Raw genomic sequence first — 26,105 nt, forward strand, 5'->3', positions numbered from 1 at the left:
GCTGCTCAGTGTGGGACGGATCGCCGAAGACGGACGGCCTCAGGCCTGGACTGAGCATTTACGGACATTCTGTCAGCAATCCACGGGTGCCGGGGTGATGCGTTCTAGTGGCAAGCTGCCGCTGACGGTCGCGCCACCGAGTTGCAATTGGTACTGACCACTCAGGGTGTTGCAAGAGGTCGGCGTCAGATCCAGCGTGCCGACTGGTGCCAGTACCGTGGCATTCGGCGCATCCAAGCGCCCGCCTTTCGATTCGAACACGCTGAGGCGGCTGCTGTTGCCATCCAAAGTGCCAACCGCGGCGAGCCAGAGCGGCGCTTGCCGACCATTGCCCAGGACATTGCCCGGATCAAACGTAAACCACGTGGCGACCAGTTGGTTGGTCTGCGGTGATACATCCAGAATCAGCCCCTGGCCCGGTTTGGCCGGGTTGTGCCAGGCGCCGTTGTGGGCGACGCGCCACACATAAGGTGCGGCGGTATCGTCAGCCAGGGCTGGCAATTGGCCGGTACGAAAACTCTGGCAGACGGTATCGTTGCTGATTCGCGCCAAAGGAATCGTCCCCGAGACATTGCCGCCCTCCGCATTGAGCTGATACTGCGCTTCGGCGGCGAGACAGGATTGCATGCGTATGGTGAGTGTGCCGCGCAGTGTTTGTGCGCCGGCTGGGTTGCTATCGAACACGCCGTCGTCGGCGGCGCTCAGATTGAACTGCACGGTATCGCCAACAACCTCGCCCAGTCCCAACATCCAGCGCTGATCGGTGCGCGTTCCGCTCTGGGTGTCAGTGCGGTAGGTGTACCAGGACACGAGCATTTGGCCGGTTGCCGGCAACGGCACGAATTGAAAGCCTTGGCCTTCGTTGCCAGGCTCTGTCCACAGACCGCTCATGCCCACGTTGTTGAAGGATTCATGGGTGCGATACAAGAACGCATCAAAAGTGCCGTTCTGATCCGGGAAATCCGTGAGGATTCGACTGGATCGCTCTCTGAACACAATCTCGGTCAGTTCAGTATTCGCGGTAAAGCCTAAGAGCTCTGACTCCGATCTGCCTGTTGACAGATCCTCCGAATTCAGCCATTCCGATGTCGTCGTTAAGAAGTCAAACAAGAACAGACCGAAGACGGGCGAAGCGCTTGCCGACCCGATCAGATGTCGAACGTCGGCGGTGATGAGCGCCCGGTCTCCCGATGGCGACAGGCGCATCTCCAGACTCTGGGGATCGATGCCCTGATTGACCGGGTAGTTGTAAGTGAGCACTAGGACTTCAGTTGGCGCTTGAAGATCAAGTTTCCAGATCGTCTGTCCGAGTGTGTTGGCGTCGGTGTCCTGTCGCTCATACAGAACCTGCTGGCCGTTGGCCGATGCCGCCGTGCATCGCTGTTGGACGCTATTGTCGCCGCCGCTACTGGTGATGCGTTGCCACGTCCGGGTCGTCAGATCAAGCCGAAAGCAATCAAGGCTTGTGCTGCCAGGAGGTTCGATCGGCGTTGCGAACGAAGGCGATGCGCTCGCGAAGAACAGAAACTGTCCGTCGCCCGAGAAGAACGCGACGGGTGTTTCCGGGTTATGCGGGCGCGGCGTCACGGCGAGCTCAGTCGTTTCCAGAGGCACAACGGTACCCGTACGCGTATCGGCCAAATAGTGCAGGCCCGTGGTCGGCGGATTGCTGACGCCGAGATTGGTGGCGGCCGAATGAAACACCACGAAGTCGAGGTTGGTTGATGCCGCGACGAAGCTCACGTCGGCGTCAGCGCCGACATTCCTGTTCGTTCCCGCAGCAGAAATCAGCGTCGATGTGCTGTCACGCGTCGATCGCAGCAACAATTGGCGCGCGCCGTTCGCCTGGAAACCGGGAATCACCTGATCATTGACCGTGGTCTGATAGACCACGCGTGCGCCATCTGGCGCGATGGCGTAGGTGGAACCGAACTCAGCGATGTCGAGGTTGTTGGCCGTGCGATTCAGCAGCCGGATCGCGCCGGTATCGCGCTGATAACTGTACGTGCCCAGAAACTCGAAAGGCCTTTGGAAGTCGCTGTCCAGATCGCTTGCTTCGGAATTGAAGATCACGACCGACCCGTCGGCACTGATCTGTTCGAGGCGGGAGCGGTTGTTCGGTGTATGGTCCGGCCCGGCGATCGACCGACTCACTAAAGTGCGTCGTCCCGTCCAGGTATCGAGCAAGAACACGTCCGATAGGCGATTGTCATCGTGTGTGCCAACGCCATAGTCACGGGATTGGCTCTGCACACCCACCCATCGGCCATTCGCAGCCAAGAGACTTCGATTAATTCCTGCGATCGCGGCCTCGCCCGTATTGCGGGCGCGGCGGCTGATCAGACTTGGCGTGGTCCCCGGTTGCCAGCGGAACAGATCGGTACTGTCGTTCCAGTCGCTTCGGTTCGAGTCTAGTTCCTCATTGCAAGTGAAGATCACACTTTGGTCAGCCATGAATGCCGCTGAGCCACACACCGCCGCTGCAGGCTGAGGTCCCGGGATGACGGGGATGACTTGCATGGCGTCGGTGTCAATCCGGTAGTGGGCCAAGAGGGAGCCCTCGGCCGTAACTGGATTCGCCAGAACATCGTCGCTATCAAGACTCAACAAGACTTGGTTGCCGTCGGGGCTCAAGCCGTAGACGTAGGCGTGACCAGCGCTTTCTCGATTGCGCTCGCCGTAAGCATGCGAGATGAGTTGCGGCTGTTGCATGCTCGCCGACCACAGGTATGCCTGTTGTGGTCGGCTGTCAACGTTGGTGCGCCGCGGGAAGGCGCTGAAAGCAATCAGGCTAGCGTCATCATTCATGGCCACCGATTCAGCGCAACCGGTCCGCTCGTCCGTGCCAGTGGGCGGCGGATTCAGGTATCGCAATTCGCCACTGACTAGATCTGCCCGCGCAGCCGCAACGTTACCATCGTCGGCGATCGCGCCAGGCGCCGGTATGCAGACGACACTGGCGTTGCCAGACCGACTGACCAGCGGCCCAAACGTCGCGCCAATAGTCTGACCGGCTGGATCTGGAACGGGTGTTCTGCTGCCGGTGCTGAATTGGAAACGAACGGTCCCTTCTCGCCCGCTCAGCAGTGCCTCATCGCCGGTGGCAGAGATCCAGATCGGCCACTGACGATACGGCAAATTGAAGTTAGCAGCGTTTGAGGCATCACTGGCCATGCGGACTTGACCCGAGCTTCGGTCAAATACATAAGTCAGATCCACCTCGTCAGTTCTGCCATCCCGCGTATTGATCGGGTCACTGGTGAGATCACCGCCACGATTCGCAAAATAGACGCGTTCGCCGTCATCGCTGATCAAGTTCGGGCCGATTCCCAGCTTGCTCACGACGTCGGGTTGGCCGGGCAAGTGGTTGATGAGCCAAACGAGGCCAGTGTTTCGCTCGATCAAGTAGGCCGCGAAGGCCCCTGGTTCAGACTTGGTCATGCGCGGATGGATCAGATCGAGGCTCGTCACCAGCAGCCAACGGCCGTTGGCGCTGATTGCGACCGATTCGGCCGCGACGGATCGTCCACCCGCCACCGTGATGGGGAACATCCGATTGCTGGCGGCTTCATACAAAACGAAGTTCGTCAGGCTGCCAGGCGGCGCCGGTTCGGCCAGGAGGTTCGGATTGCTGGCCATGACCACACTGACGGCGACATCCCGGGCCGAGCCGCGCAAGCTCGTGATGGATGCTGCATCGCTTGGCTGGCCGAGGCTCAGGTGGGTGAGGCTGCCGGCGCAAAGCAGCGGCGAGGTGCCGAGGGCGAGTGCCCCCGCGAGTCGTGTCAGCCAATGCCGGGATGACGTTACAGGCATGATGTCTGGGAGATTCTTGGATTGTTGCGTCATAGAATTTCTGTGGCTGCTCTGGGAATCATTGTAGACAACGGCGGACGCCCCTATTGATGCGCCTAAAGTCATCCGCGCATATTGCCTGGTTGGCGCAATGACGAGCACGCAATAACGGCAATGCGGGCCATGATGGCCCGCCCAGAATGATGCGCATCGGTGCCCGAATCTTGAGCGACGAGTCCGGATGCGTACCGGACTCATAGCGAACTTGAACGTTCAGCACAGACTTGATCGGTCCGCCCCGAAGTTTGGCTGCTCAGTGTGGGACGGATCGCCGAAGACGGACGGCCTCAGGCCTGGACTGAGTATTTACGGACATTTTGTCAGCAATCCACGGGTGCCGGGGTGATGCGTTCCAGTGGCAAGCTGCCGCTGACGGTCGCGCCACCGAGTTGCAATTGGTACTGACCACTCAGGGTATTGCAGGACGTTGGGGTCAGGTCGAGTGTTCCAACCGGTGCCAGTACCGTGGCATTCGGCGCATCCAGCCGCCCGCCTTTCGATTCGAACACGCTGAGGCGGCTGCTGTTGCCATCCAAAGTGCCAACGGCGGCGAGCCAGAGCGGCGCTTGCCGACCATTGCCCAGGATATTGCCCGGATCAAACGTAAACCACGTGGCGACCAGTTGGTTGGTCTGCGGTGATACATCCAGAATCAGCCCCTGGCCCGGTTTGGCCGGGTTGTGCCAGGCGCCGTTGTGGGCGACGCGCCACAGGTTGGACGTAGTCGTGTCGTTGCTCAACGCGGGCAACTGCCCGCTACGGAAATTCTGGCAGACCGTATCGGCGCTGATCCGTGCCAATGGGATCGTCCCCGAGACATTGCCGCCCTCCGCATTGAGCTGATACTGCGCTTCCGCGGCGAGACAGGATTGCATGCGTATGGTCAACGTGCCGCGCAGCGACTGTGCGCCGGCTGGGTTGCTATCGAACACGCCGTCGTCGGCGGCGCTCAGATTGAACTGCACGGTATCGCCAACAACCTCGCCCAGTCCCAGCATCCAGCGTTGATCGGTGCGCGTTCCGCTTTGGGTGTCAGTGCGATACGTGTACCAGGACACGAGCATCTGTCCGGTTGCGGGCAGGGGCACAAGCTGAAAGCCTTGGCCTTCGTTGCCGGGTTCAGTCCACAGACCGCTCATGCCCGGGTTAAGCAGGGATTCGGTGCTGCGAAACAAGAACGCATCAGGTCGGAAGTTGGTATCCCCATAGCCCGCAACCAGGACATTGGTGTAGTCGGTAAACGCCACTTCGCTGAGGTCTTCCTTGGCGGTGATCCAAGTCAGCAAACTGAGAAGGCGATCGGTCGCCCCCACCTTGCGGTTGACCCACTCAAGGGTGTTGGGGCCAGTCAGGGCGCGGTACAGGCTCTGATCTCCTGACGCGCTGGCGCCGCTGACCAAATCGCTCGCACCACTCACGAACAACGCGCTGGTGCCGTCGCTGGACAATTCCAGCGCTTCACTGTCGCCGCTGGCGAGATTGCGTCCGGGAACATTGCTCGTGCTGAGGCGCTTTTCCGTCGCGGTGATCAGATCGCGCCACCAGATTTGCCGCATACCAGCACCGCCAGATGGCGCCTCAACGCGTTCCAGCAGTACTTGCTGACCATCGTCTCGGGCGTCAACGCAGCGCTGATCCAGATTGACGGTAACCCCGCCACCGGTTACCCGCGTCCATGCCTTGTTGCTCAAGTCCATGCGGAAACAATCCAAGGTCGTGAGGCCAGGCTCGATCGGCGTTGCGAGCCCTGGGTTGCGGCTCTCGAAAAATAGAAACTGCTCGTTCTTCGAGAAGAAGGCCGTGCGGTACGGTCTGACGCGCTGCCCGGACAGCGGCGTGGAAGCCTGTCCCGGATCGAGCGGTGTCAGCGTATTCGCCACCAGGTCGGCGAGATAGTGAACCGGGCTGCTGCCGGGCTCAGCAACGCCGAGATTCCGGGCGCTGCTGGTAAACACGACATAGCGCATCGATGGACTTGCCGCCACAAACGTCACCGGGGCGTCGGCGCCAGTCAGATCATTGCCCGGAGCGTGCGAAACGAGCGTTGCCGACTGGTCAGCGGTGGATAGCACGAGCAATTGCTCGGCACTGGGCCCGACGTATCCGCTGATCAAGCTGTCCGCTGAGCCCGCGACGTAGGCCACTTTGGTGCCGTCGCTGCTGATGGCGACGCTTTGCCCGCGCGTGCCGAAATCGCCGCCATTAACGCCACGGTTGACCGTGGTCAGGCGATTGTCATTGCGGTGATACGCAAATGTCTGGAACTGAAAGGTATTGTTCACAGGCGCTGCGTCCAAATCGCGGCCATTGGAGTCAAACACCACGACATTGCCATCGGCGCTTATCAACTTGAGTTCGCTGCCGCCATTCGACGCCTGTTGCGAATTACTGGTTGAACGGCTCAGCAATTGCCGGCTGCCGGTCCACGTATCGACCAGAAACGTGTCGTAGTTCCGGTTGCTATCAGCATCGACTCCAGAAAAAGCCCGATTCAATGTATCCATGGCGAGCCAACGGCCGTGCTCAGCGAGCAGGGCGGTGTAAACGCCAATGAATCCCGTGCGCGGGCGGTGACTCGCTCGTGTCGTGAGCAATGCGGGACGCTGCCCCAGCACAACCCGATAGACATCATTCGCTTCGTTCCAGTCGCGCTTTGTGGGATCCATTTCACCGTCACCGATGATGATGTATGAGTCGTCCGACAGCGCATAAATCGCGCTGACCGAAGCTGGCTGATTCGGGTTGGCGGCGCTGGATGACAGTAGGCGTCGACTGCCTGCTGCTTGATCGTGCAGATAGACGGCATTCGCAAACGCAAACACTTGATCAGGGATCAGATCAAAACCCGTTGAGCGAAACAGCGTTCGATTGCCGCTCGCGTCGATACCCAACACCTCCGAGTTGCCCTCGGTGGCCTGTCCTTGGAACACGACGGAATCAGAGATCGACACGGATTGCTGCGTGGCTTGTGTCCAGCGATACCCAATCAGCGTAAACGGCGAAATGGCTGGCGACGGAGTCCGTGAGGCGCTGGAATAAGCGATCACGCTGGCGCCGCGGTTCATGTACGCAGGCTCAGAGCAGGTGCTATCGGTCAAGCTGCCGCCAGCGAGCGGATTGATCACGAGACTCTCGCCAGTTTGCAGGTTGGTTCGCGTCCAGACCGGAAACGGGCCCTGTATTTGTCCATCGGACCACTTTGCGCAGGTCAAACCGAACAGGCCGCTCGGATCGACGGTCAGCGAATCGGATCGCGCCGATTCTGGCAGGGCTACTGTCGTATTGCTGGCGAACTGGAAGCGACCAGTGCCCAAACTACCGCCGAAAATCATGTCGTTGCCGTCGGCCGACAACCAGCGGACGTCTGCCTTCAGGCCAGTGCTGCCGTTGCTGCCGCTTGGGTAGGGAGACGCGAGTCGGATATCACCTGACGCACGTTCAAATCCATACACGAGCTCATCTGTCGCTTGCACTGACGGGCTGACCAAGTCAGTTCCCTTGTACCGAAAGTATACGCGCTCGCCATCCTGGCTGATGCTTGCACTCAGAACGAGTCCCTGCGAGGCGACATCAGCTTGGCCTGGCAGGTGATTGACCAATCCCACCGCGCCCGAGTTGCGATCAAGCAGGAACAAGCCTGGATTGTTGAAGCCCACGCCGCTGATCCGTGCATGCAGCGTTCGCTGGCTCAGAATCGCCAACCAGCGGCCGTTGCCGCTCAATGCCAGGACGGTCACGTTTGTATTGGTCGTAGCGCCATCGGCGACACGGATTGGCAGAATTTGGTTCGTGGCGCCGTCATAGAGCACAGCGCCAGGTAGGGCGCCAGCCAGCTGCTCTGCGCTGAGTATTTCCTTATTGTTGGCAGCAAATGTTACGACTGGGGCATTGGCGGCGCTTGCAAACTGCACGGTGTCGCCGGTGCCTGATTCATCGCTGTCGTAGGCGAGGCTGACATGGCTGACGACACCACTGTGGCTCAAGCCAGAACTTGCCAACAATACTGCCGCGAAAACTGCGCGCGTGACGCTATTCATGATCTAAGTTCCCTCATGCAAAATTGGCATGGAAGTTTGGTCCCGCGCTACGCCATGAGTTGGCGCGCCCGCCCTGGTTCGGTCAGAATAGCGGCTTCTCTATTCTGATCAAGCTCGGAGCAGCCATGCCTTCCCGTCGTGAACTGGCGAACGCCATACGTGCCCTGTCAATGGACGCCGTCGAAGCCGCCAAGTCTGGTCACCCAGGCATGCCAATGGGCATGGCCGACATGGCCGAAGTGCTCTGGAACGATTTTCTGAAGCACCATCCGGGTAATCCAGGCTGGGTCAATCGCGACCGGTTTGTGCTGTCGAACGGTCATGGCTCGATGCTGCTCTATTCGTTGTTGCATCTGACCGGCTATGACTTCCCGCTCGATGAGCTGAAGCGCTTCCGGCAATGGCATTCGAAAACGGCTGGGCATCCGGAGCGCTCGGAACATCCGGCGATCGAAACGACGACCGGCCCGCTCGGCCAAGGCTTGGCGAACGCAGTCGGCATGGCGCTGGCCGAAAAAGTGCTCGCGAACCGCTTCAATCGCGATGGTTTTCCGGTTGTTGATCACATGACGTACGTGTTCCTTGGCGACGGCTGCCTGATGGAAGGCATTTCGCACGAGGTCTGCTCGCTCGCCGGCACGTTCAAGCTCGGCAAGCTGGTCGCGCTGTACGACGACAACAACATCTCGATCGATGGCCAAGTGGGTGGCTGGTTTAACGACGACACGCAAAAGCGCTTCGAGTCTTATGGCTGGGAAGTCATCAGCGGCGTAGACGGCCACAATGCGGAAGCAATCAAAGCGGCGCTGGTGTCGGCCGCGATCGATCCGAACAAGCCCACGCTGATTTGCTGCAAAACCACGATTGGTTTCGGTGCGCCGACCAAGTCTGGCAAGGAATCGTCGCACGGTGCGCCGCTTGGCAAGGACGAGATTGTTGGCGCCCGTATTGCGCTGAATTGGCCGCATGATGCGTTCGTGGTACCGGATGACATCTATGCTGCATGGAATGGTCACGAGAAAGGCGCGCGCTTCGAGTCGGAATGGAATTCGTTGTTCCAGCGTTATCAGAATGCCCACCCGGAGCTGGCTGCTGAATTCCTGCGCCGGATGAAGGGCGAACTCCCGGCTGAGTTTGCTGCCAAGGCCATGGCTTACGCACTCAAGCTTCAGCAGGACGGCCCGGTGGTCGCCTCGCGCAAAGCCTCACAAATGGCGCTTGAGGCGTTTGGTCCGCTGCTGCCCGAGTTGATTGGCGGTAGCGCTGATCTGGCGCATTCGAACCTGACCCTGTGGAAAGGCTCGAAGGACGTCAACCGTGGCGAGGCTGATGGCAACTACGTGTATTTTGGCGTGCGTGAATTCGGCATGAGCGCGATCTGCAATGGTCTCGCGCTGCATGGCGGCTTTGTACCGTACGACGCCACGTTCCTCGTGTTCAGCGACTACGCGCGCAATGCCGTGCGCATGAGTGCGTTGATTCCGGCGCCAGTCGTGCATGTTTACACGCATGACTCGATCGGCCTCGGCGAAGATGGCCCGACGCATCAACCGGTCGAGCATCTGGCGAGTCTCCGTTATATCCCGAACAACCCGGTATGGCGCCCTGCCGATGCCGTGGAATCCGCCATGGCGTGGAAGCAGGCGATTGAGCGCCGCAATGGTCCGAGCTGCCTGATTTTTTCGCGCCAGAATCTCGCGCATCAGGCGCGTTCTGAGCAGCAGGTGGCTGACATTGCGCGCGGCGGCTATGTGCTGATCGATGCAGCCAATGGCAATCCGGATTTGATCTTGATTGCGACGGGTTCGGAGCTCGGCATGACGGTCGATGCGGCGAAAAAGCTGGCCGAAGAGGGCGTCGCAGTCCGCGTCGTGTCGATGCCGTGCACGCAGATCTTTGATCAACAGGATGCCGCCTGGCGCGAACAGGTCCTGCCGAATGCATGCCGCAAGCGCGTGGCGGTGGAGGCCGGTGTCAGCGATTTCTGGCGGAAGTATGTGGGCTTGGATGGCGCTGTGATCGGGATTGATCGCTTTGGCGCATCGGCGCCGGCTGATCGGCTCTACAAAGAGTTCGGCTTTACGGTTGACGCAATTATCGCGGCCAGCAAGGCGCAGTTTGCGGCGTGACCGGATGCTCTTGGTGGGAGGGCCTTTCGGCCCGAATCAAACTTGCGGCAAGGTTGATTCGCGGCTGAAGCCGCTCCTACAAAAATCCCGATCTCGAACAGAATTCGCGGCGTGACCGCATGCTGATTGTGCGAGGGCCTTCAGACCCGAATCGATCCTGCGGCAGGTATGGCTGAGGCCAGATTGATTCGCGGCTGAAGCCGCTCCAACAATTTTCCCGCACATGGTGGCAGCGCGATCAAGCCGCTGCCTTGAGCGGCAGTTCGGTCGCAATCGCGGCATTCAGCGCCTGCGCCAAATCGGCCCACAGATCGTCTACTGCCTCAATGCCAACGGACAGTCGCAGCATGCCCGGCGTGATGCCAGTGCGTTCCCGTGTCTCGGCATCGAGCACGCGATGGGTGAGTCCAGCGGGGTGTTGGATCAAGGTATCGACTGAACCAAGACTCACGGCAGGCGTGATCAGTTGCACGGCCCGCATGACCGCTGCCGCACCAGCTTGGCCGCCAAGCAGTTCGAGTGCGATCAGACAACCACGTCCGCGCATCTGGCGCTTGCACAAAGCGGCGTCGCGGGGATCGTTCAAGCCAGGGTAGTGCACAGCGGCTACGGCTGGATGCTGCAGCAGGCGTTGGACGAGTGTTTCCGCATTCGCCTCTGCACGCTCCACCCGCAGGGCCAGCGTCGGCAGGCCGCGATGCAGCAAGTAGGCCGCCCAAGGGTGGAGCAGCGCGCCCGTTGCCGCCCGAATCTGACGCAAGGCCTTGGCATCCGCTTCGGCGCAGGCGATCACGCCCGCAATGACGTCACCGTGGCCGCCGAGGAATTTGGTGGCACTGTGCAGCACATAGCGGGCCCCGAGGGCCAGCGGTTGCTGCAGGATCGGCGTGGCAAAGGTCGAATCCACCGCCACCGGAACCGAACCGGCGGCAGCGACGACGGCTTCGATGTCGATGAGTGCGAGCGTCGGGTTGGCCGGCGTCTCAACCAAAACGAGTGCGGTATCTGGACGGATCCGGCTGGCGATCTGATCCACCGTCACGAATTCGCATTCGATCCCGAGCAGCCCCGAGCTCAGGAGGTGATCCGCCGTCCCATACATGGGCCGCACGGCGAGCATATGTCCGCCGTGCTGGCGGACCGCCAACAACAGCGCACTGAGACCCGCCATGCCCGAACTGAACGCCACGCAAGCTTCGGCCTGCTCCAAACGCGCGATGGCCTGTTCGACTCGCGCGACCGTCGGGTTGTGCAGGCGGGCATAGATCGGGTTGCCGGCGTGGGCGGCACCCCCGACCAGCGCGTCAAAGCTCGCGGTGCCGGCGTCCAGATCGTGGACGGGGTAGGTGGTGGATAGGTCAACGGGTGGGGCATGCACGCCCAGATCAGCAAAATCCTCGCGGCCGGCGTGTACGCATTGCGTGCTCGGGGCATAGCGCATGACAACCTCCATTCATTCGGAAACAGCGTCAAACGATAGAATGATCAGCGAATCAGATATCATTGACCGAACAATATTTCGTATGAGGCCCCAATGCTGGCGCTCGACCGAATCGACTACGAACTCCTCCGCCTGCTACGGAAGAATGCTCGGATGCCGAACAAAGATCTGGCCGAGCGCGTCGGTGTTGCCGCGTCAACGTGCTTGGAACGCGTCCGCCGCATGCGCGAAGCCGGGGTCATCAAGGGCTTTCATGCCGAGTTGGAGCCCGATGCGATTGGCTGCAATCTGCAGGCCATGATCAGCATTCGTCTGGTGGTCCATGCCAAGACCCAGGTCACCGCGTTCCATGACCACTTGTTGCAGCTGCCTGAAGTCCTGGGCTTTTTTCACGTGGCCGGCGCTAACGACTTTCTCGTTCATGTCGGCGTGGCGGATAGTGCGGCGCTTCGGCGCCTGGTCTTGGAGTCCTTTACCACCCGGCCGGAAGTGGCGCACGTCGAGACGAATCTGATCTTCGAATTCCGGCGCAACACCGATTTGCCAACCACGCCGCCGCACGCGATCAGATTGGCTGATGAGCGTTGAATGAACCGTTCCAGAACAAGCGCTTACGTAAACGGCCAAAAGGGGCCGGAACGATTCCGAATCGTGTCCCCTTGCTTAAGGTCAGGTTCAACGAATCGGGCCCATGCTTCGGGCTATTGCCATGACGGTGCCCGCGTTAGACTCCAGCCCATGTTGATCCGCCTGCCGCTATCGATGCTCCTCTTGCTGCCCATGTCGGCGGCCTGGGCGCAGGCTGAGCCGGGCAATGATCAGGCCAAGATGGGGCCGATGCGTACGACGCCACCGCCGCCGCCAGCAATGCGCTTGCCACGGAACGACGCCCCGATGTTGCCCAGCGAGCGCAACGAGCGGTTTGGCACCCGGCTCCGTCCCGGTCAAACCGAGACCGAGTTCCGCGATCGCCAGCCCATTTTTGAACGTCGCGATCCGCGCGAACAAAGCTATGGCAGCGCGGGTGAACGCCGAAGCGGCGCGACCATTGGCGCCGATCGTGCCGATTCAGATCTGAACCGTGCCATCGAGCAGGTGCGCGCCGAACATGGCGGCAAGATCTTGTCGGCCGACCGGATGCAGCACCGTGGCCAGGAAGTGTTTCGCGTCAAAGTGTTGACGCCCGAAGGCCGCGTCAAAACCGTGCAATTGTCCGAACCCAGTGAATCCACCCCAAAAAACGAGGAGCGACGCTGATGCGCGTACTGCTGGTTGAAGATGAAGCCCCCCTGCGGGAAACCCTGGCAGCACGTCTCAAGCGCGAAGGTTATGCGGTAGACACGGCCGGCGACGGCGAAGAGGGCTTGTACCTGGGTAAGGAAATGCCGTTTGACGTGGCGGTGATTGATCTCGGCCTGCCGAAAATGACCGGCATGGACCTGATCAAGAAGCTGCGTGCCGCCGATCGCAAGTATCCGATCCTGATTCTGACCGCGCGTGGCAGCTGGCAAGACAAGGTCGAAGGCCTGAAGACCGGTGCGGACGACTATTTGGTCAAGCCGTTTCATGTGGAAGAGCTGATGGCCCGCCTGAACGCGCTGATGCGTCGCTCGATGGGCTGGAGCAAGCCGCAGTTGGAGTGCGGGCCGATCGTGCTCGACACGACCGCGCAATCGATCAGTGTGGCCGGTACGGCGGTGGAGCTGACCACCTACGAATACAAAGTGCTGGAGTACCTGATGCTGCATGCGGGCGAACTCGTGTCCAAGGCCGATTTGACCGAGCACATCTACCAGCAGGATTTCGATCGCGATTCGAATGTGCTCGAAGTGTTTGTGGGGCGCCTGCGCCGCAAACTCGATCCGGACAACACGCTGAAGCCGATCGAAACCGTTCGCGGTCGCGGCTATCGCTTCGCGATTCCGCGCAACACCTGACGCGGAGCCATCCGGACCGTGGCGGCCCGGCGACCGTTATCCCTCCAAACGCGATTGCTCTGGACGGCCAGTATTGCACTGGCCGTCTTTCTGGGCGCGACCGGCTATGCGCTGGAGCAGGCCTATCGCAAGAGCCTGGCCCAGGCCATGCGCGATCGACTCGAAAGCTATGTGCTGAGTTATCTGTCTGGTTCCGACTTGACCGTCGGGGGCGAACTGATCCTGCCGGAAGTGCCGCCGGACGATCGATTCGAGCGGCCGCAGTCGGGTCTGTATGCGGGGGTGACCGGCGACCAGGTCAGCTGGCGTTCGCCGTCTGCGCTCGGGCGCGAACTGCCGTTTTCGATGCAGTTGGATCCGGGTCGAACACGATTCGAGGGGCCAATCCAGAGCAACGTGGGCGGTGTGTATGTGTTCTCGCGCGGCGTCGCGTGGGAGTTGCAGGACGGCAAAGAGGTGCGCCTGACGTTTCACGTTGCCGAGCACGAGTCGCAGTTCAAACGCCAGATCAACGTGTATCGGAACACGTTGCTGACGTACCTAGGCACCGCTGCGGTCGTGTTGTTTTCGGTGCAGTTCTTGATGCTGCTGTGGAGCCTGCGTCCACTGCGGCAGGTATCGAACGACCTCGAGCGCGTCGAGCGTGGCGAGCAGGAATCTCTGCCCGACCGCTATCCGCGTGAGCTTCGGCCGCTGACCCGTTCCATCAACGATGTGATCAGCAATGAGCGGGAACAGCGCACGCGCTATCGCAACACCCTGGGCGATCTGGCGCACTCACTGAAAACGCCTTTGGCAGTCATGCGCACAGCGCTTGATGAGCCGAGCGGTATTGACCAAGAGCACCGCGCCACGTTGGCCGAACAAGTCCGGCGCATGGACGAGATCGTCGCCTATCAGTTGGCGCGTGCGGCGGCATCGGGGCATAGCACCTACTCGGCACCGTTGCCGATCGAAAGCCATGCCGAATCGATCGTCAGCAGCCTCGAAAAAGTCTATGCCAGCCGCGGTGTGATCTGCGAGTTCGAAATCGAATCCGGTGCCCGCTTCTATGGTGAGCAGGGCGATCTGATGGAGCTCTTGGGCAACCTGCTGGAGAATGCGTTCAAGTGGGCCAAAGATCGCGTGCTGTTGACCATTACGCAGCAAAAGCCGCAAGGATTCCGTCGTATTGGGCTGACGATCCAGGTCGAAGACAATGGGCCAGGCATTCCTGACGAAAAACGCGAGTTGCTCCTGAAGCGTGGTGTGCGTGGCGACGAACGGGTGCAGGGGCATGGCATCGGGCTCTCGATCGTCACCGATATCGTCAAGAGTTACCGTGGCGAATTGAGCGTGGACCAATCGGATGAACTGGGTGGCGCGCGGTTCACGATCCGCTTCCCGCCGGTGATGTGACCCTGGGGAACCACAATTGCGAGCCGATCGCGCTGGTGATTGCGTCGGCGAGCGGGAAACGCGGCGCGCACCGGACGCTCGAATTGCGCGGGCCCAGAATTGGGGTTGTCCAGCAACGTGTTAGAAGCCAGGGAAGAAGATCCCGATCGCCGAGAACACCACCACAGCCAGCATTGCACTGAAGCCGATTGATGCGAGGATCGTAATGATCAACGTTGGCCAGGCGTGGCTCAACGTACCGAGCTCCGGATGGCTGCTGGCGCGGATGGCTGGCATCTGGCGCGCGTACGACCAGAGCACGGCAATCAATGTCAGGCCGGCGTAAACACTCGTCGTGCCGGCAAAGCTGTTGAGTGAGCGCACCAGCGGCACCGCCAGCACGCAAAGTGCGATGCCGCCGAGCAAGATCCATTTGGATCGGGCCAAGCGCCCTAACATGACCTCGTTGCTGCGGAGCATGTAGATCAGCGCAATCGGGCCTGCAAGGACGCCAACGAGCAACACTTGCCAAGGCAAGTAGAAGACTTTCGGGCCGAGGTCGATTTCCGGCGCTTCCGCCAGCCTTGATTGGGGCGCTTGAAACGGGTTACTCATCAATGACTCCGGTCAGCCATCGATCCGGCCCAAGAGCCGCATTGACAGGTCGATAGCGCGGACGTGTTTGGTCAAAGCACCTACCGAAATGAAATCGACCCCAAGCGCTGCGACTGCCGCGAGTCGCTCCAGGCTCATGCTGCCGGAAACTTCCAGCTCGACCTGGCCTTGCGCCAGCGCAACGGCGGCCTGCAAGTCGTCTGCGCTGAATTCATCGAGCATGATGCGGTCCGGTTTCGCGGCCAGAGCGAGCTGCAACTCGGCCAGCGATTCCACTTCGATCTCCACCATTCGCGTGCCGGCAATGGCCCGGGCTTTGGCGATGGCCGCCGCGATCGAGCCGGCCGCAGCGATGTGGTTTTCCTTGATCAGCACGGCGTCAAACAAGCCGATTCGGTGATTGCTGGCACCACCCACACGAACCGCATATTTTTGTGCATGCCGAAGCCCGGGCAGCGTTTTTCGGGTATCGAGAATCCGCGTCCGGGTGCCGCTGACGGCGTTCGCAAACTGCCGTGAGACGGTGGCCGTCGCCATCAGCGTCTGCAAGAAATTGAGTGCCGCGCGTTCGCCACTGACCAATGCTCGGACCGGGCCCGTCAGGCGCAGGAACACGTCATTGGCAGCCAGGTTGGCCCCTTCCTCGGCGAGCCATTCGCACTTGACCCGGGGATCGATCGTCGCAAAGCAAGCCGCTGCCCACGCCTGGCCGCACATGACTGCGGGTTCGCGCGTCAGAACCTGCGCCCGGCCCCATTCGTCGGCCGGCAGCAATGCCGCGGTCAGGTCGCCGTCACCCAAATCCTCGGCCAAAGCCCGGGCGACATCCGCCGCGACCTGGGTCGCGTCCGGGCCAACCACGCCGTTCACTTCGGGAAATCCGTGAACTGCAAGGTGCCGATGCCCTCTTCAGGCAACAGCACCGGAATGCCATCGCTGATCCGGTACAACACATCGCCATCCTCCCGGATTAACGCATCGGAAACCGGCTCGGTAAGCTGATGACCATTGACCATGAGCGCCGTGCCTTGCGCAATTTCCCGGTTCAGAAACGCCAGTTGTGACTTGGTGGCCGTGCGCAGCGGCAATTTCTTCACCGGGCAGATCAACGTGCTGACAAATCGGGCATCCAGGGCCATGGGGCGAACTCCAAAGGTCGAAGCCGCTAAGATAGCGGCCCCGCCCGTCAAATTCATGGCTAAGCAATGAGTGCAAGCAGCAAGATGCCTGTGGTCGGCGTGATCATGGGCTCCCGGTCCGACTGGGACACCATGAAGCACGCCTGTGAAACGCTGGATCGCTTAGGCGTGCCCTATGAGCAGCGCGTGGTGTCCGCGCACCGCACGCCAGACCTGTTGTTCCAATATGCCGAAGGCGCTCGTGCCCGGGGCATCAAGGTCATCATTGCTGGGGCAGGTGGCGCTGCGCACCTGCCGGGTATGGTGGCGGCCAAGACGTCGCTGCCGGTGCTTGGTGTACCCGTGCAATCAAAAGCCCTGAACGGGCTGGATTCGCTGCTGTCGATCGTGCAGATGCCCGCCGGCATTCCGGTCGGTACGCTGGCGATTGGCTCCAGTGGTGCGATCAATGCGGCGATTCTGGCGGCCTCGATTCTCGGCACCAACGAGTCCAGATTTGCCGCGGCGGTCGATGAGTTCCGTCGCTTGCAGACCGAGCAGGTGCTGAGCCGACCGGATCCGAGCCAGACATGACCCGCGTCGGCATTCTAGGTGGCGGCCAACTCGCCCGCATGATGGCCCTGGCCGGGGCGCCGCTCGGGCTGCACTTCCGCGTGCTGGATGTCAGTCCTGAGGCCTGCGCGGCCCAGTTTGCACCGCTGATCGTGGCCGATTACACCGATCGCGAGGCGCTTGCGCGTTTTGCCGAACAGGTCGATGTGGTGACGTTCGATTTTGAGAACGTGCCAGCCGAATCGGCGCAGTTCCTGGCCGAACGCCTGCCGGTGTTCCCGAACCCCAAAGCGCTGGCGATCGCCCAAGATCGATTGCACGAAAAGACGTTGTTCCGGGAGCTCGGCTTGGGGACGCCCGCGTTTGCGGCGGTCGACTCACTGGCCGATCTGCGCCACGCATGTGCTGAGATTGGCTTTCCTTGTGTGTTGAAGACGCGCCGGCTGGGCTACGACGGCAAAGGCCAGTATCGCCTGAAGTCCGAAGCGGACATCGAACCGGCGTTTGCCGAATTGGGACGGGTGCCGCTGATTCTCGAAGCATTTGTGCATTTCCGTCGCGAAGTGTCGGTCGTTGCGGTGCGCTCTCGGCTTGGTGCGTTCAGCGCGTACCCGCTGACCCAGAACTGGCACGCGGACGGCATTCTGTCGGCCTCACTCGCGCCGGCGCCCCATGCCGAGCGTCTGGCCGCGCGCGCGTTCGCTGCCGCCCAGAAGCTCGCCGATCAACTCAACTATGTCGGCGTGTTTGCGCTGGAGTTGTTTGACATCGGTGACGATCAGTTCCTGGTCAACGAAATGGCACCGCGGGTCCACAACTCCGGGCACTGGACTCAAGAAGGCGCGCTCACCAGTCAGTTTGCGAATCATCTGCGAGCCGTCGTCGGGCTGCCGCTCGGCAGCACTGAATTGCTGGCGCCGACGGTCATGTTGAACTGGGTCGGTACGCTCCCCGCGCGCGAACCTGTGCTCGCCTATCGGCGCGGCTATTTTCACGATTACGGCAAGTCGCCACGCGCCGGCCGGAAAGTGGGGCATGCGAACATCGTTGCCGACAACCTGCCACAACTGGCCGACGCATTGGCGTCGCTCGGTCAGGCACTGGACCGCGAGACCCAGATCGCGCCGGTGCTGCAAGCGTTGAGGTCCTAGTGTCCTGTCCCGCAAATAACGCGAATAAATTTCTCGCCGATCGAGCCCATGCTGCGTTGGGCGTCGTCGCCGTAGTAACCACGACGTCTCCTAATCCCGCCTTGCCTTCGCTCGAAATTCTTCCAAATCTATTACAAGCTAATTGCGGGACAGGACTCTAGGATGGCAGGCCGTTTGCGGCGCGCGTTGACCGAAGCGCGGATCAATTTGAACTCGAAGGCAGGCAATGCCGAGGCGATTCTGGCTGAGCTGGGTCGGTTGATGGCGGTCAATCCGGCGGAAACCGGGTCATTTCATCAGGCCTTGCTGGATCGTGAACACACCGGCTCGACGGCGCTCGGTAACGGCGTCGCGGTCCCGCACGCTCGGGTTGCTGGGGTGGCGGAGATTCGGGCGGCGTTCGTGCGAACCCAGAACCCCATTGGCTTTGCATCGCCGGACGGTGAGCCCGTCGATTTGTTCTTCGGGCTGATTGTGCCCGTGCACGCCAATACGGAACATTTGGAATTGCTGGCCGAGATCGCTGAACTCCTGTCCGAGTCCGATGCGCTGGACCGCTTGCGTCGGGCCAAAAGTGCCGCCACGATTCAGGCGACCTTGCTGGAGCCTTCCGCGTGAATCGACAGATCACTGCCCGCGAGCTGTTCGACCAGATCCATGAGCGCCTCAAGTTGCGCTGGGTGGGCGGGCACAAAGGCGATAGCCGCGTGCTGGAGGCGGGCGAGAACCTGGCCCGGCGGCCCTCGCTCGTGGGGTACTTGAATATCATTTACCCGAACAAGGTCCAGATCGTCGGCATCGACGAGGTCAAATACCTCGATGAACTGGATTCCCGCCAGCGGTGGGAAACCATCGCGAAGATCATCCGCAAGGCGCCGACTGCGATCATTGTGACGCGCGATCAGGCGGTGCCGAGTGATTTGCGCGAAGCGGCCGAAGAATCGAATACCCCGGTCTGGGTGTCGGGCAAACGCGGACACGAGATCCTCACGTTCGTGCAGTACCACCTGAGTCGCGCACTCGCCAACAATGTCTCCATGCACGGCGTGTTCATGGAGGTGTATTCCATCGGCGTGCTGATCACGGGCGATGCGGGTTCTGGCAAGAGCGAACTCGCTTTGGAACTGATCACCCGCGGCCACCGCCTGGTGGCTGACGATGCGCCTGAGTTCACGCTGATCGCGCCCGATGTGATCGACGGCACTTGCCCCGAAATGCTGCAGGATTTGCTGGAAGTGCGTGGCCTTGGCATCTTGAATGTGCGCCAGATGTTTGGTGAAACGTCGGTCAAGAAGAACAAGTATCTGCGCCTGATCGTGCATCTCGGGCGCATGGAGGACGTGCACGCCAACGACGGGATGGCGCGCATCACCGGCGTCACGAGCACGCAAACCGTGATGGATGTGGAAGTGCCCCGAATCGTGATTCCGGTCGCGCCCGGTCGCAACCTCGCGGTACTGGTCGAAGCGGCAACGCGCAGTTTCATTTTGCGCAGCAAAGGCATTGATCCCGCGCAAACGTTCATTGATCGCCAAGCACACCAAATGCGCAGACAAACGCCATGGTAGACCAGACGCTTCGCTTTACGCCGCCGCCCTTGGGTCGCAATGGTTCGACCGCCGGTTCGGGCGAGCGCTTGATCGTGCTGAGTGGCCTGTCTGGCAGCGGCAAGACGGTCGCACTGCGGACGCTGGAGGATCTGGATTATTACTGCGTCGACAATTTGCCGACGGCATTGATGCCGGCGCTGGTCGATGCGGTGCGCAATGGCCAGCCGGGGCGCTATCCGAAGATTGCGGTCGGTGTCGACGTGCGCAATCGCGCCGAAGATCTCAACCGTCTGCCCGAAATGCTCGCCACGATGGCGCACAAAGGCATTGCGTATCAGCTGATTTTTCTCGATACCCGCGACGAGATCTTGCTGAAGCGGTTCTCCGACACGCGACGGCGGCATCCACTCACGGCCGACGGCATCGCATTGAACGACGCGATTGCCCTGGAGCGCAAGTTGCTGCGTCCGCTATCGGCGATCGCCGATCAGGTGATCGACTCGTCCGATTTGAATGTGCACCAATTGCGCCGCCTGATTGCGACCGAGTTCGGTGGCAGCAGTTCGCAAACCTCGCTGCTGTTCGAATCATTCGCCTACAAGAAAGGCGTGCCGAGCGACGCCGATTTTGTGTTCGACGCGCGTTGTCTGCCGAATCCGCACTGGGACCCGACGCTGCGACCGCTGTCTGGCCGTGATGCCGCGATCCGGAAGTATTTTGGTGATTTGCCGGAAGTGCAGAATTACTTCGAGCAGGTGCGCAGTTTTCTCGCAACGTGGTTGCCACGATTTGAGGCGGACCAACGCAACTACATCACGGTTTGCATTGGTTGTACGGGCGGCCGACACCGATCGGTCTATATCGCCGAGCAGTTGGCCGAAGCCTTTCGTGCGCAGCGTGAGCATGTGATGACCTTTCATCGGGAGCTGGAATGAGTGTCGGGGTGTTGGTGGTGACGCATCCTCATGTGGGCCCGGGCATTCTGTCCGCGGCGCGTGGGGTGCTCGGTCCGTTGCCGCTGAAAACGGCGGCAGTGGAAGTCGGTTTCGGTGAGCCGGTCGATCAGGCGCTGGCGCGTGCCAGTGCGGCCGTCCGCGATCTGGAACAAGGTGCCGGCGTGCTCGTGCTGACCGACTTGTACGGTGCGACGCCGAGCAATATTGCCGCGAAGCTTGCGAACCTGGGTTGCCGCATCCGCCGGATATCCGGTCTCAATCTCCCGATGTTGCTACGAATCATGAATTACCCGGAACAGAGTCTGGACGAATTGATCAGCACGGCCACCGCAGGGGCCCGCAACGGTGTGGTGGTGGATCATGGCTGAGCGCGAACTGACGATTTCGAACAAACTCGGTCTGCATGCACGCGCGTCGGCAAAGCTGGTGCAGCTCGCCTCGCGCTACAAAGCGGCGGTGTTCATCAGTGCCCGTGGTCGCGAGGTCAATGCGAAGAGCATTATGGGTCTGATGCTGCTCGCGGCACCCAAAGGCACACCAATCAAGCTGCGCACCGATGGCGAGGATGCCGACGCGGCGCTCGCTGCCGCGGTCGACTTGTTCGAACGCAAGTTCGACGAGGGGGAATAGGCGATGCGCAATGAGCTCGAGGGTCAATTTGCTGCCAAAGGCATGGCACTCGGGCATGCGCGCGTCATTTATTCGGCAAGTTTCGACGTCGAGGAGGAGCCGCTTGCGCATGGCGGCATTCCGAACGAGGTCAAACGATTCGAGGAAGCGCTGAAAGTTGCCCGAGCCGAACTGGCCGCATTGACCGACAAGCTCTCGGGCGCGTTGGCACGAGATATGGCCGAAATCATCGACGCGCATGCGTTGATTCTGGATGACCCTGAGTTCACCGACGGCGTCGTGCAACTGATCCGGCGCGAAACGCTCCGCGCGACGTCGGCATTGCGCCGGCAGCGCGATATGCTCGCGGCGGCATTCGAGGCGATTGAAGACCCGTACCTGCGGGCGCGCCGCGACGATCTCGATCACGTGGTCTCGCGCGTGTTTGCCGCCTTGCAGCGTGGCGGTGCCGAGCCGGAGCGCAAGCCCAAGGCGGTCGATGAGATTCTGATCTGCGAAACCATTGCACCAGCCGACCTGGCAGCCTTGGTCGAGCAAGGGCTGAAAGGCGTGGTGGCGACCGCCAGCAGCCCGTATTCGCATACGGCCATTCTGGCGCGAAGCTTTGGCATCGTCATGGTGTGCGGCGCCCGAGCGGCGCTCAATGTCGTCCATGACGGCGATCTGGTCCTGCTCGATTCGGAGCATGCTCTGGTTCTGATCAATCCGGACGCGATCGATCTGTCACGTTTTCGCGCGCATCAGCGCGAAGCGGAAAAAGAAGAGCGCCGCCGCGCCAAACAGCGCGTGCAGGAAGCACGCACGCGTGACGGGCACCTGCTCAGCCTGTTTGTGAACGCCGAAGACACCGAAACGATTGCTCGAGCCCGGCGCAATGGGGCCGCGGGCGTCGGGCTCTTCCGCACGGAGTTCCTGTTTCTGCGCCAGCGCGAATTGCCGAGTGAGGAGGAGCAGTTCAAGGTCTATCGTGACGCCGTCATCGCGATGGCTGGCAAGCCGGTGACGTTCCGGACGCTGGATCTCGGTGCCGACAAGGCGTTTGGCGGTCCGCTGGAAGTGGCCCGTGAAGAGAATCCAGCGCTCGGGCTTCGCGGTATTCGACTGTCGCTGCAACGCAAACATTTGTTTATCGCGCAGCTGCGGGCGATCTTGCGAGCCTCGGGATTCGGCCCGATTCGCATCCTGCTGCCGATGATTTCGGCCATCGAGGAAGTCCGCGAAGCCCGTGCATTGATCGAAGAAACGATGGCGGACTTGCGTCGCGCCCGCGTGCCTTTGGCCGAGCAGATCCCACTCGGCGTCATGATTGAAGTGCCAGCAGCCGCACTGATTTCGAACGAGCTGGCACGTTATGCCGAGTTTTTCGCGATCGGCAGCAATGACCTCGCGCAGTATGTGTTGGCGGCCGATCGCAACAACTCGCAGGTTTCATTGGCCTACGATCCCATGCATCCGGCATTTGTGCGGCTTCTGTATCTGGTGGCAGACAGTGCCCGCCAGGCGAAGCGACCGCTGAGTGTCTGCGGTGAGATCGCTGGCGATCCGCGCTATACCCCGTTGCTGATCGCACTCGGCATCAGCGACTTTTCCATGCACTTGAACGCCATCAATGACGTTCGCGACGCTGCCGCCAAGCTCAGTCGCAAGCAGCTCCGAGGCCGTCTCGCGCGCGTGCTGCACGCAGGCGATCGCGAGGAATTGCAGTCCGCCCTGAAACTTCTGTCCTGACCCGGATCCATCCATGTCCAGCCAAGAATCCTTTCGCGCCTTCCGAATTCATCAGGAAGGTAAGAGCCACCGCGCCGGTATCGAATCGCTCGGCGTGAACCAACTGACCGCTGGTGAGGTGGTCATCAAAACGGCATTCTCGAGTGTCAATTACAAGGATGCCCTGGCCGGCACCGGCACTGGCAAGATCCTCCGCAAGTTTCCGTTGAATGGCGGGATCGATGTGGCGGGCCATGTCGTCGCCAGTGCTGATCCTGGTTTCAAAGAGGGCGATGCGGTGCTTGTCACCGGCTCGGGGCTCTCCGAGACGCACGATGGCGGCTATGGCGAATTCGCCCGACTGGAAGCGCGCTCGGTCATTCCGTTGCCTGCTGGGCTGAGCCTCCGGGAAGCCATGATTCTGGGCACGGCCGGCTTTACGGCAGCGCTGTCGCTGCTCCGGATGGAGTCGGCCGGGCAAACCCCGGAAATGGGGCCGATTGTCGTTACTGGCGCGACCGGCGGCGTCGGCATGCTGGCGGTCGATCTGCTGACCGTCGCCGGGTATGAGGCGCATGCGATCACCGGCAAAGTCGACCAGTTCGACACCTTGATCGGGCTCGGTGCCAAGCAGTGCATCGCGCGCAAGGATTTGTACTGGGGCCAGCGCCCGCTCGAAAACGCGGTTTGGGCCGGCGCGATCGACAGCGTCGGCGGCGACATGCTGTCTGGCCTGACCCGCGTCATCAAGCCCTACGGCAATGTGGCCATCTGCGGCCTTGCGGGCGGCGACGAGCTGCACACCACGGTCATGCCCTTCATTATTCGCGGGGTGTCCCTGCTCGGGGTGGCCTCGGCTGGCACCGCCTACGGCATCCGCCGGCAGCTCTGGGATCGCCTGGCGACCATCTGGAAACCGGCCCATTTGGATAAAATCTGTACACAGACGGTCGGACTGGACGATTTGCCCGGAGTTTTTGCTAGGATGCTCCAAGGCGGCTCGCTCGGACGGACACTGGTACAGTTCTGAATCTGGGGCAAGACGCACCCAACCATGCAACAGGGAAACGCTATGGGACGCATTCTGATCGTTGACGACTCGCCTTCACAAATCGAAGGGCTGCGCCGTGTCGTGCAAAAACTGGGCCACGACGTCGTAACTGCCGAAGATGGCCTGCAGGGCATCGAAGTCGCCAAGCGCGAGCTGCCTGACCTCATCTTGATGGACGTGGTCATGCCGAATTTGAACGGTTTCCAGGCCACGCGCCAGATTTCCAAAGACCCGAAGACGTCGCACATTCCGGTCGTATTGGTCACTACCAAAGACCAGGAAACCGACAAAGTGTGGGGCATGCGCCAGGGCGCCAAGGCTTATGTCGTCAAGCCAATCAATGAACACGAATTGATTAAAACGATCAACGAGCTGATGCCGCGCTAAGCGCGCGTACGGCACGGACATCGTACGAAGGCCTCGCTTGCGCGGGGCCTTCGTGTTTGCACCGCCGAGCGTGTCTGACGATGCCTTAATGGCACAAGCTGGACGCTCATAAACCACACGATCATCCACTAGTTCTTGCGAACGCGCTTACCTGCACGTGATGAGCATGCCGATCGCAAGTGACCCCCACCCCGCGTTCGGGGGCAGGGCGCCGGCTCCCTCTCCTACGTGAGTGGGAGAGCGCTGGGGAGAGGGCTACTTGCGATCGTGCGAGCTAAGAGCATCGCGTATCGGCACCGACCGGTTGTTGCGCAAAGGCCCCACGTCTGGTGCGATCACAACTCCTACGTACCCACTCCCAGTCGCGTCAGAGCAGGAGACGACACGCTCGCTAGCGAACTTGCGGGCGGTCGGAAGTAATTTGCGATCAGTTTCGTGTGTGCACCAAGCGCCTGATCAGCGCTGCTACGGCCTCCGGCTGCTGTTGCAGCAGAAAGTGGGTGCCTGGCAAGCGATGAACCGTGACATCGGGCCGGACGGCCTGAATCTCCGCCAAGCAGCTCGCCGGAACCAGCAGATCCGGTCTGGCCTGAATGTAAGAAATTGGCATCTTCAGGCCGGCAAGGCGGTCGCGCACGTCGACCGTTGCGGCGGCATCCAATCGTTCGCGCAAGCGCGGCACGGGCACCTGTCCGATAGCTGCCAGGAATCCGGGGTCGATCAGCTCCCGACTCAGCACTTTGGTGATTGGCAACGTCGACAGCCATGGCAGGCTGGACCAGGGCAGCAAGTGTCGCAGGCCGTTGACCGGTCGAAAGAATGCTCGCGCAAACGTTGCGCAAAGGATCAATCGATCCACCCGCTCGGCGAATGCTTCGGCAAGCCAGATCGACAATGGACCGCCAAACGACTCGCCGACAATGGTGAAGCGCGGGGTGCTGGGGGCTTCTGTCTTGACGTGCTCGAATAGGGATTCGTAGCGGTTTGGATGATCGACGGCATAGTGCGCCACGTGTACAACTTCAGGCTGCATCGCCTGGGCGAAATCCCGCCGCAGACTCGGATCGCCATCCAGGCCGGGAATCAGCCAGATCATCGTTTGACGCAGTGCACGGTGTGCGTCAGTGCATTTGCATTGACTGGCGGCACCGCACGCATTCGGGAACCCGACTCAGTCGTTCCGCAGCAGCGGAAACGGCGAAATCAGGTACCAACGATCGGTTTCCGAATCAAAGCGCCACAGCGTATCGAACTGAATCGTCCGCGTGATCTGGGTATGCCGGCTGACCAATTCGACGCTCATTCGCTGCCGACCAAGGCCTTGCCCGTCGATCAGCGCGGGCTGGCTGTGGACGCCGATGACCCGGTACTGATTCCAGCGTTCGATTTCGAGCGGCTTGGGCTGCAACTTGTCGCGCTCGGCGGGATCTAGAAAGCCCAGCGTCTGATTGAAGTCTTCGCCCCAGCGGAGCTGGGAGGAGAAACTCTCGAGCGTCTTGTCGAGCAGTTTCTGGTCGCTCTTGGCGTTCGGGCAGGCGCTAAGCATCAGCGTCAGGGCCAACAGCAGCAACAGTCGTTGAATGCGCAACAT

At 61.0% G+C, this 26,105-nt stretch carries 23 protein-coding genes; 15 read left to right on the plus strand and 8 right to left on the minus strand.

Going from position 1 to position 26,105, the window contains the following annotated elements; all coding sequences use genetic code 11:
* Nucleotides 1-72: 72 nt before the first annotated feature.
* Together C7S18_RS01520 and C7S18_RS01525 are read right to left on the minus strand one after the other, a co-directional pair.
* The gene (locus tag C7S18_RS01520) at nucleotides 73-3,849 is read right to left on the minus strand and encodes a hypothetical protein (RefSeq protein WP_106889882.1); all 3,777 of its coding nucleotides are present in this window, start codon (nucleotides 3,847-3,849) and stop codon (nucleotides 73-75) included.
* Between the two features lie 326 nt (nucleotides 3,850-4,175).
* Nucleotides 4,176-7,892: a hypothetical protein gene (locus tag C7S18_RS01525; protein WP_106889883.1), complete on the minus strand. Its 3,717-nt coding sequence runs from the start codon at nucleotides 7,890-7,892 to the stop codon at nucleotides 4,176-4,178.
* A gap of 125 nt (nucleotides 7,893-8,017) precedes the next feature.
* Between C7S18_RS01525 and tkt the strand changes: the two genes are divergently transcribed.
* Nucleotides 8,018-10,021 (plus strand): transketolase, encoded by a 2,004-nt coding sequence (tkt, locus tag C7S18_RS01530; RefSeq protein WP_106893877.1) that lies wholly within the window; start codon nucleotides 8,018-8,020, stop codon nucleotides 10,019-10,021.
* A gap of 238 nt (nucleotides 10,022-10,259) precedes the next feature.
* Here tkt and C7S18_RS01535 read toward each other — a convergent pair whose 3' ends face one another.
* On the minus strand, nucleotides 10,260-11,462 hold the full coding sequence (locus C7S18_RS01535) for a trans-sulfuration enzyme family protein (RefSeq protein ID WP_240623959.1): 1,203 nt from the start codon (nucleotides 11,460-11,462) through the stop codon (nucleotides 10,260-10,262).
* A 93-nt stretch (nucleotides 11,463-11,555) separates the two neighbouring features.
* Here C7S18_RS01535 and C7S18_RS01540 point away from each other — a divergent pair, with 93 nt between their 5' ends.
* From C7S18_RS01540 to C7S18_RS01555, 4 genes are all read left to right on the plus strand, one after another.
* On the plus strand, nucleotides 11,556-12,050 hold the full coding sequence (locus tag C7S18_RS01540) for an Lrp/AsnC family transcriptional regulator (RefSeq protein WP_240623960.1): 495 nt from the start codon (nucleotides 11,556-11,558) through the stop codon (nucleotides 12,048-12,050).
* 150 nt (nucleotides 12,051-12,200) lie between these two features.
* A complete protein-coding gene (locus C7S18_RS01545) occupies nucleotides 12,201-12,719 on the plus strand; it encodes a PepSY domain-containing protein (protein ID WP_106889885.1) in 519 nt (172 codons plus the stop codon).
* Nucleotides 12,719-13,399: a response regulator transcription factor gene (locus C7S18_RS01550; RefSeq protein ID WP_106889886.1), complete on the plus strand. Its 681-nt coding sequence runs from the start codon at nucleotides 12,719-12,721 to the stop codon at nucleotides 13,397-13,399. Before C7S18_RS01545 ends, C7S18_RS01550 begins: the two co-directional genes overlap by 1 nt.
* An 18-nt stretch (nucleotides 13,400-13,417) precedes the next feature.
* Complete coding sequence (locus C7S18_RS01555) at nucleotides 13,418-14,797, plus strand: ATP-binding protein (RefSeq protein ID WP_240623961.1); 1,380 nt, start codon at nucleotides 13,418-13,420, stop codon at nucleotides 14,795-14,797.
* A gap of 120 nt (nucleotides 14,798-14,917) precedes the next feature.
* Here C7S18_RS01555 and C7S18_RS01560 read toward each other — a convergent pair whose 3' ends face one another.
* The 3 genes from C7S18_RS01560 to C7S18_RS01570 are packed head-to-tail and all read right to left on the minus strand — an operon-like array spanning nucleotide 14,918 to nucleotide 16,530.
* Nucleotides 14,918-15,391: a hypothetical protein gene (locus tag C7S18_RS01560; RefSeq protein WP_106889888.1), complete on the minus strand. Its 474-nt coding sequence runs from the start codon at nucleotides 15,389-15,391 to the stop codon at nucleotides 14,918-14,920.
* A 12-nt stretch (nucleotides 15,392-15,403) separates the two neighbouring features.
* The gene (gene nadC, locus C7S18_RS01565; RefSeq protein WP_106889889.1) at nucleotides 15,404-16,261 is read right to left on the minus strand and encodes a carboxylating nicotinate-nucleotide diphosphorylase; all 858 of its coding nucleotides are present in this window, start codon (nucleotides 16,259-16,261) and stop codon (nucleotides 15,404-15,406) included.
* Nucleotides 16,258-16,530 (minus strand): Trm112 family protein, encoded by a 273-nt coding sequence (locus tag C7S18_RS01570; protein WP_240623962.1) that lies wholly within the window; start codon nucleotides 16,528-16,530, stop codon nucleotides 16,258-16,260. The genes nadC and C7S18_RS01570 overlap by 4 nt, the downstream gene beginning before the upstream one ends.
* 66 nt (nucleotides 16,531-16,596) lie before the next feature.
* Between C7S18_RS01570 and purE the strand changes: the two genes are divergently transcribed.
* From purE to C7S18_RS01620, 10 genes are all read left to right on the plus strand, one after another.
* Entirely contained in the window at nucleotides 16,597-17,103 is a 507-nt protein-coding gene (gene purE / locus C7S18_RS01575) for a 5-(carboxyamino)imidazole ribonucleotide mutase (protein ID WP_106889890.1), read from the plus strand.
* Nucleotides 17,100-18,233 carry a 5-(carboxyamino)imidazole ribonucleotide synthase gene (locus tag C7S18_RS01580; protein ID WP_106889891.1) on the plus strand — a complete coding sequence of 378 codons (1,134 nt, stop codon included), beginning with the start codon at nucleotides 17,100-17,102 and terminating at the stop codon, nucleotides 18,231-18,233. The genes purE and C7S18_RS01580 overlap by 4 nt, the downstream gene beginning before the upstream one ends.
* A gap of 162 nt (nucleotides 18,234-18,395) precedes the next feature.
* The gene (locus tag C7S18_RS01585; protein WP_106889892.1) at nucleotides 18,396-18,851 is read left to right on the plus strand and encodes a PTS sugar transporter subunit IIA; all 456 of its coding nucleotides are present in this window, start codon (nucleotides 18,396-18,398) and stop codon (nucleotides 18,849-18,851) included.
* Nucleotides 18,848-19,801: an HPr(Ser) kinase/phosphatase gene (gene hprK / locus C7S18_RS01590; protein WP_106889893.1), complete on the plus strand. Its 954-nt coding sequence runs from the start codon at nucleotides 18,848-18,850 to the stop codon at nucleotides 19,799-19,801. The genes C7S18_RS01585 and hprK overlap by 4 nt, the downstream gene beginning before the upstream one ends.
* The gene (gene rapZ, locus C7S18_RS01595; RefSeq protein ID WP_106889894.1) at nucleotides 19,795-20,718 is read left to right on the plus strand and encodes an RNase adapter RapZ; all 924 of its coding nucleotides are present in this window, start codon (nucleotides 19,795-19,797) and stop codon (nucleotides 20,716-20,718) included. Before hprK ends, rapZ begins: the two co-directional genes overlap by 7 nt.
* The gene (locus tag C7S18_RS01600; RefSeq protein WP_106889895.1) at nucleotides 20,715-21,107 is read left to right on the plus strand and encodes a PTS sugar transporter subunit IIA; all 393 of its coding nucleotides are present in this window, start codon (nucleotides 20,715-20,717) and stop codon (nucleotides 21,105-21,107) included. The genes rapZ and C7S18_RS01600 overlap by 4 nt, the downstream gene beginning before the upstream one ends.
* Complete coding sequence (locus tag C7S18_RS01605; RefSeq protein ID WP_106893880.1) at nucleotides 21,100-21,369, plus strand: HPr family phosphocarrier protein; 270 nt, start codon at nucleotides 21,100-21,102, stop codon at nucleotides 21,367-21,369. The genes C7S18_RS01600 and C7S18_RS01605 overlap by 8 nt, the downstream gene beginning before the upstream one ends.
* Nucleotides 21,370-21,372: 3 nt before the next feature.
* Nucleotides 21,373-23,097: a phosphoenolpyruvate--protein phosphotransferase gene (gene ptsP, locus C7S18_RS01610; RefSeq protein ID WP_106889896.1), complete on the plus strand. Its 1,725-nt coding sequence runs from the start codon at nucleotides 21,373-21,375 to the stop codon at nucleotides 23,095-23,097.
* A gap of 13 nt (nucleotides 23,098-23,110) precedes the next feature.
* Nucleotides 23,111-24,106: an acrylyl-CoA reductase family protein gene (locus C7S18_RS01615; RefSeq protein ID WP_106889897.1), complete on the plus strand. Its 996-nt coding sequence runs from the start codon at nucleotides 23,111-23,113 to the stop codon at nucleotides 24,104-24,106.
* Between the two features lie 42 nt (nucleotides 24,107-24,148).
* Entirely contained in the window at nucleotides 24,149-24,514 is a 366-nt protein-coding gene (locus tag C7S18_RS01620; RefSeq protein ID WP_106889898.1) for a response regulator, read from the plus strand.
* A gap of 427 nt (nucleotides 24,515-24,941) precedes the next feature.
* On the opposite strand, the gene C7S18_RS01625 is transcribed toward C7S18_RS01620, so the two are convergent.
* Together C7S18_RS01625 and C7S18_RS01630 are read right to left on the minus strand one after the other, a co-directional pair.
* A complete protein-coding gene (locus C7S18_RS01625; RefSeq protein ID WP_106889899.1) occupies nucleotides 24,942-25,610 on the minus strand; it encodes an alpha/beta fold hydrolase in 669 nt (222 codons plus the stop codon).
* A 75-nt stretch (nucleotides 25,611-25,685) separates the two neighbouring features.
* Nucleotides 25,686-26,105 carry a hypothetical protein gene (locus C7S18_RS01630; RefSeq protein WP_106889900.1) on the minus strand — a complete coding sequence of 140 codons (420 nt, stop codon included), beginning with the start codon at nucleotides 26,103-26,105 and terminating at the stop codon, nucleotides 25,686-25,688.

The organism is Ahniella affigens (genome assembly GCF_003015185.1).
Taxonomy (GTDB): Bacteria; Pseudomonadota; Gammaproteobacteria; order Xanthomonadales; family Ahniellaceae; genus Ahniella; species Ahniella affigens.

What these genes read in the sequence shown, in the direction of transcription:
- C7S18_RS01520 (WP_106889882.1), bottom strand. Translation starts at nt 3,849, where the DNA reads ATGACGCAACAATCCAAGAATCTCCCAGACATCATGCCTGTAACGTCA.
- C7S18_RS01630 (WP_106889900.1), bottom strand. Translation starts at nt 26,105, where the DNA reads ATGTTGCGCATTCAACGACTGTTGCTGCTGTTGGCCCTGACGCTGATG.
- C7S18_RS01560 (WP_106889888.1), bottom strand. Translation starts at nt 15,391, where the DNA reads ATGAGTAACCCGTTTCAAGCGCCCCAATCAAGGCTGGCGGAAGCGCCG.
- C7S18_RS01570 (WP_240623962.1), bottom strand. Translation starts at nt 16,530, where the DNA reads ATGGCCCTGGATGCCCGATTTGTCAGCACGTTGATCTGCCCGGTGAAG.
- C7S18_RS01525 (WP_106889883.1), bottom strand. Translation starts at nt 7,892, where the DNA reads ATGAATAGCGTCACGCGCGCAGTTTTCGCGGCAGTATTGTTGGCAAGT.
- C7S18_RS01545 (WP_106889885.1), top strand. Translation starts at nt 12,201, where the DNA reads ATGTTGATCCGCCTGCCGCTATCGATGCTCCTCTTGCTGCCCATGTCG.
- C7S18_RS01615 (WP_106889897.1), top strand. Translation starts at nt 23,111, where the DNA reads ATGTCCAGCCAAGAATCCTTTCGCGCCTTCCGAATTCATCAGGAAGGT.
- C7S18_RS01580 (WP_106889891.1), top strand. Translation starts at nt 17,100, where the DNA reads ATGACCCGCGTCGGCATTCTAGGTGGCGGCCAACTCGCCCGCATGATG.
- tkt (WP_106893877.1), top strand. Translation starts at nt 8,018, where the DNA reads ATGCCTTCCCGTCGTGAACTGGCGAACGCCATACGTGCCCTGTCAATG.
- C7S18_RS01625 (WP_106889899.1), bottom strand. Translation starts at nt 25,610, where the DNA reads ATGATCTGGCTGATTCCCGGCCTGGATGGCGATCCGAGTCTGCGGCGG.
- C7S18_RS01585 (WP_106889892.1), top strand. Translation starts at nt 18,396, where the DNA reads ATGGCAGGCCGTTTGCGGCGCGCGTTGACCGAAGCGCGGATCAATTTG.
- rapZ (WP_106889894.1), top strand. Translation starts at nt 19,795, where the DNA reads ATGGTAGACCAGACGCTTCGCTTTACGCCGCCGCCCTTGGGTCGCAAT.
- ptsP (WP_106889896.1), top strand. Translation starts at nt 21,373, where the DNA reads ATGCGCAATGAGCTCGAGGGTCAATTTGCTGCCAAAGGCATGGCACTC.
- C7S18_RS01620 (WP_106889898.1), top strand. Translation starts at nt 24,149, where the DNA reads ATGGGACGCATTCTGATCGTTGACGACTCGCCTTCACAAATCGAAGGG.
- C7S18_RS01600 (WP_106889895.1), top strand. Translation starts at nt 20,715, where the DNA reads ATGAGTGTCGGGGTGTTGGTGGTGACGCATCCTCATGTGGGCCCGGGC.
- C7S18_RS01550 (WP_106889886.1), top strand. Translation starts at nt 12,719, where the DNA reads ATGCGCGTACTGCTGGTTGAAGATGAAGCCCCCCTGCGGGAAACCCTG.
- purE (WP_106889890.1), top strand. Translation starts at nt 16,597, where the DNA reads ATGAGTGCAAGCAGCAAGATGCCTGTGGTCGGCGTGATCATGGGCTCC.
- C7S18_RS01540 (WP_240623960.1), top strand. Translation starts at nt 11,556, where the DNA reads ATGCTGGCGCTCGACCGAATCGACTACGAACTCCTCCGCCTGCTACGG.
- C7S18_RS01535 (WP_240623959.1), bottom strand. Translation starts at nt 11,462, where the DNA reads ATGCGCTATGCCCCGAGCACGCAATGCGTACACGCCGGCCGCGAGGAT.
- C7S18_RS01605 (WP_106893880.1), top strand. Translation starts at nt 21,100, where the DNA reads ATGGCTGAGCGCGAACTGACGATTTCGAACAAACTCGGTCTGCATGCA.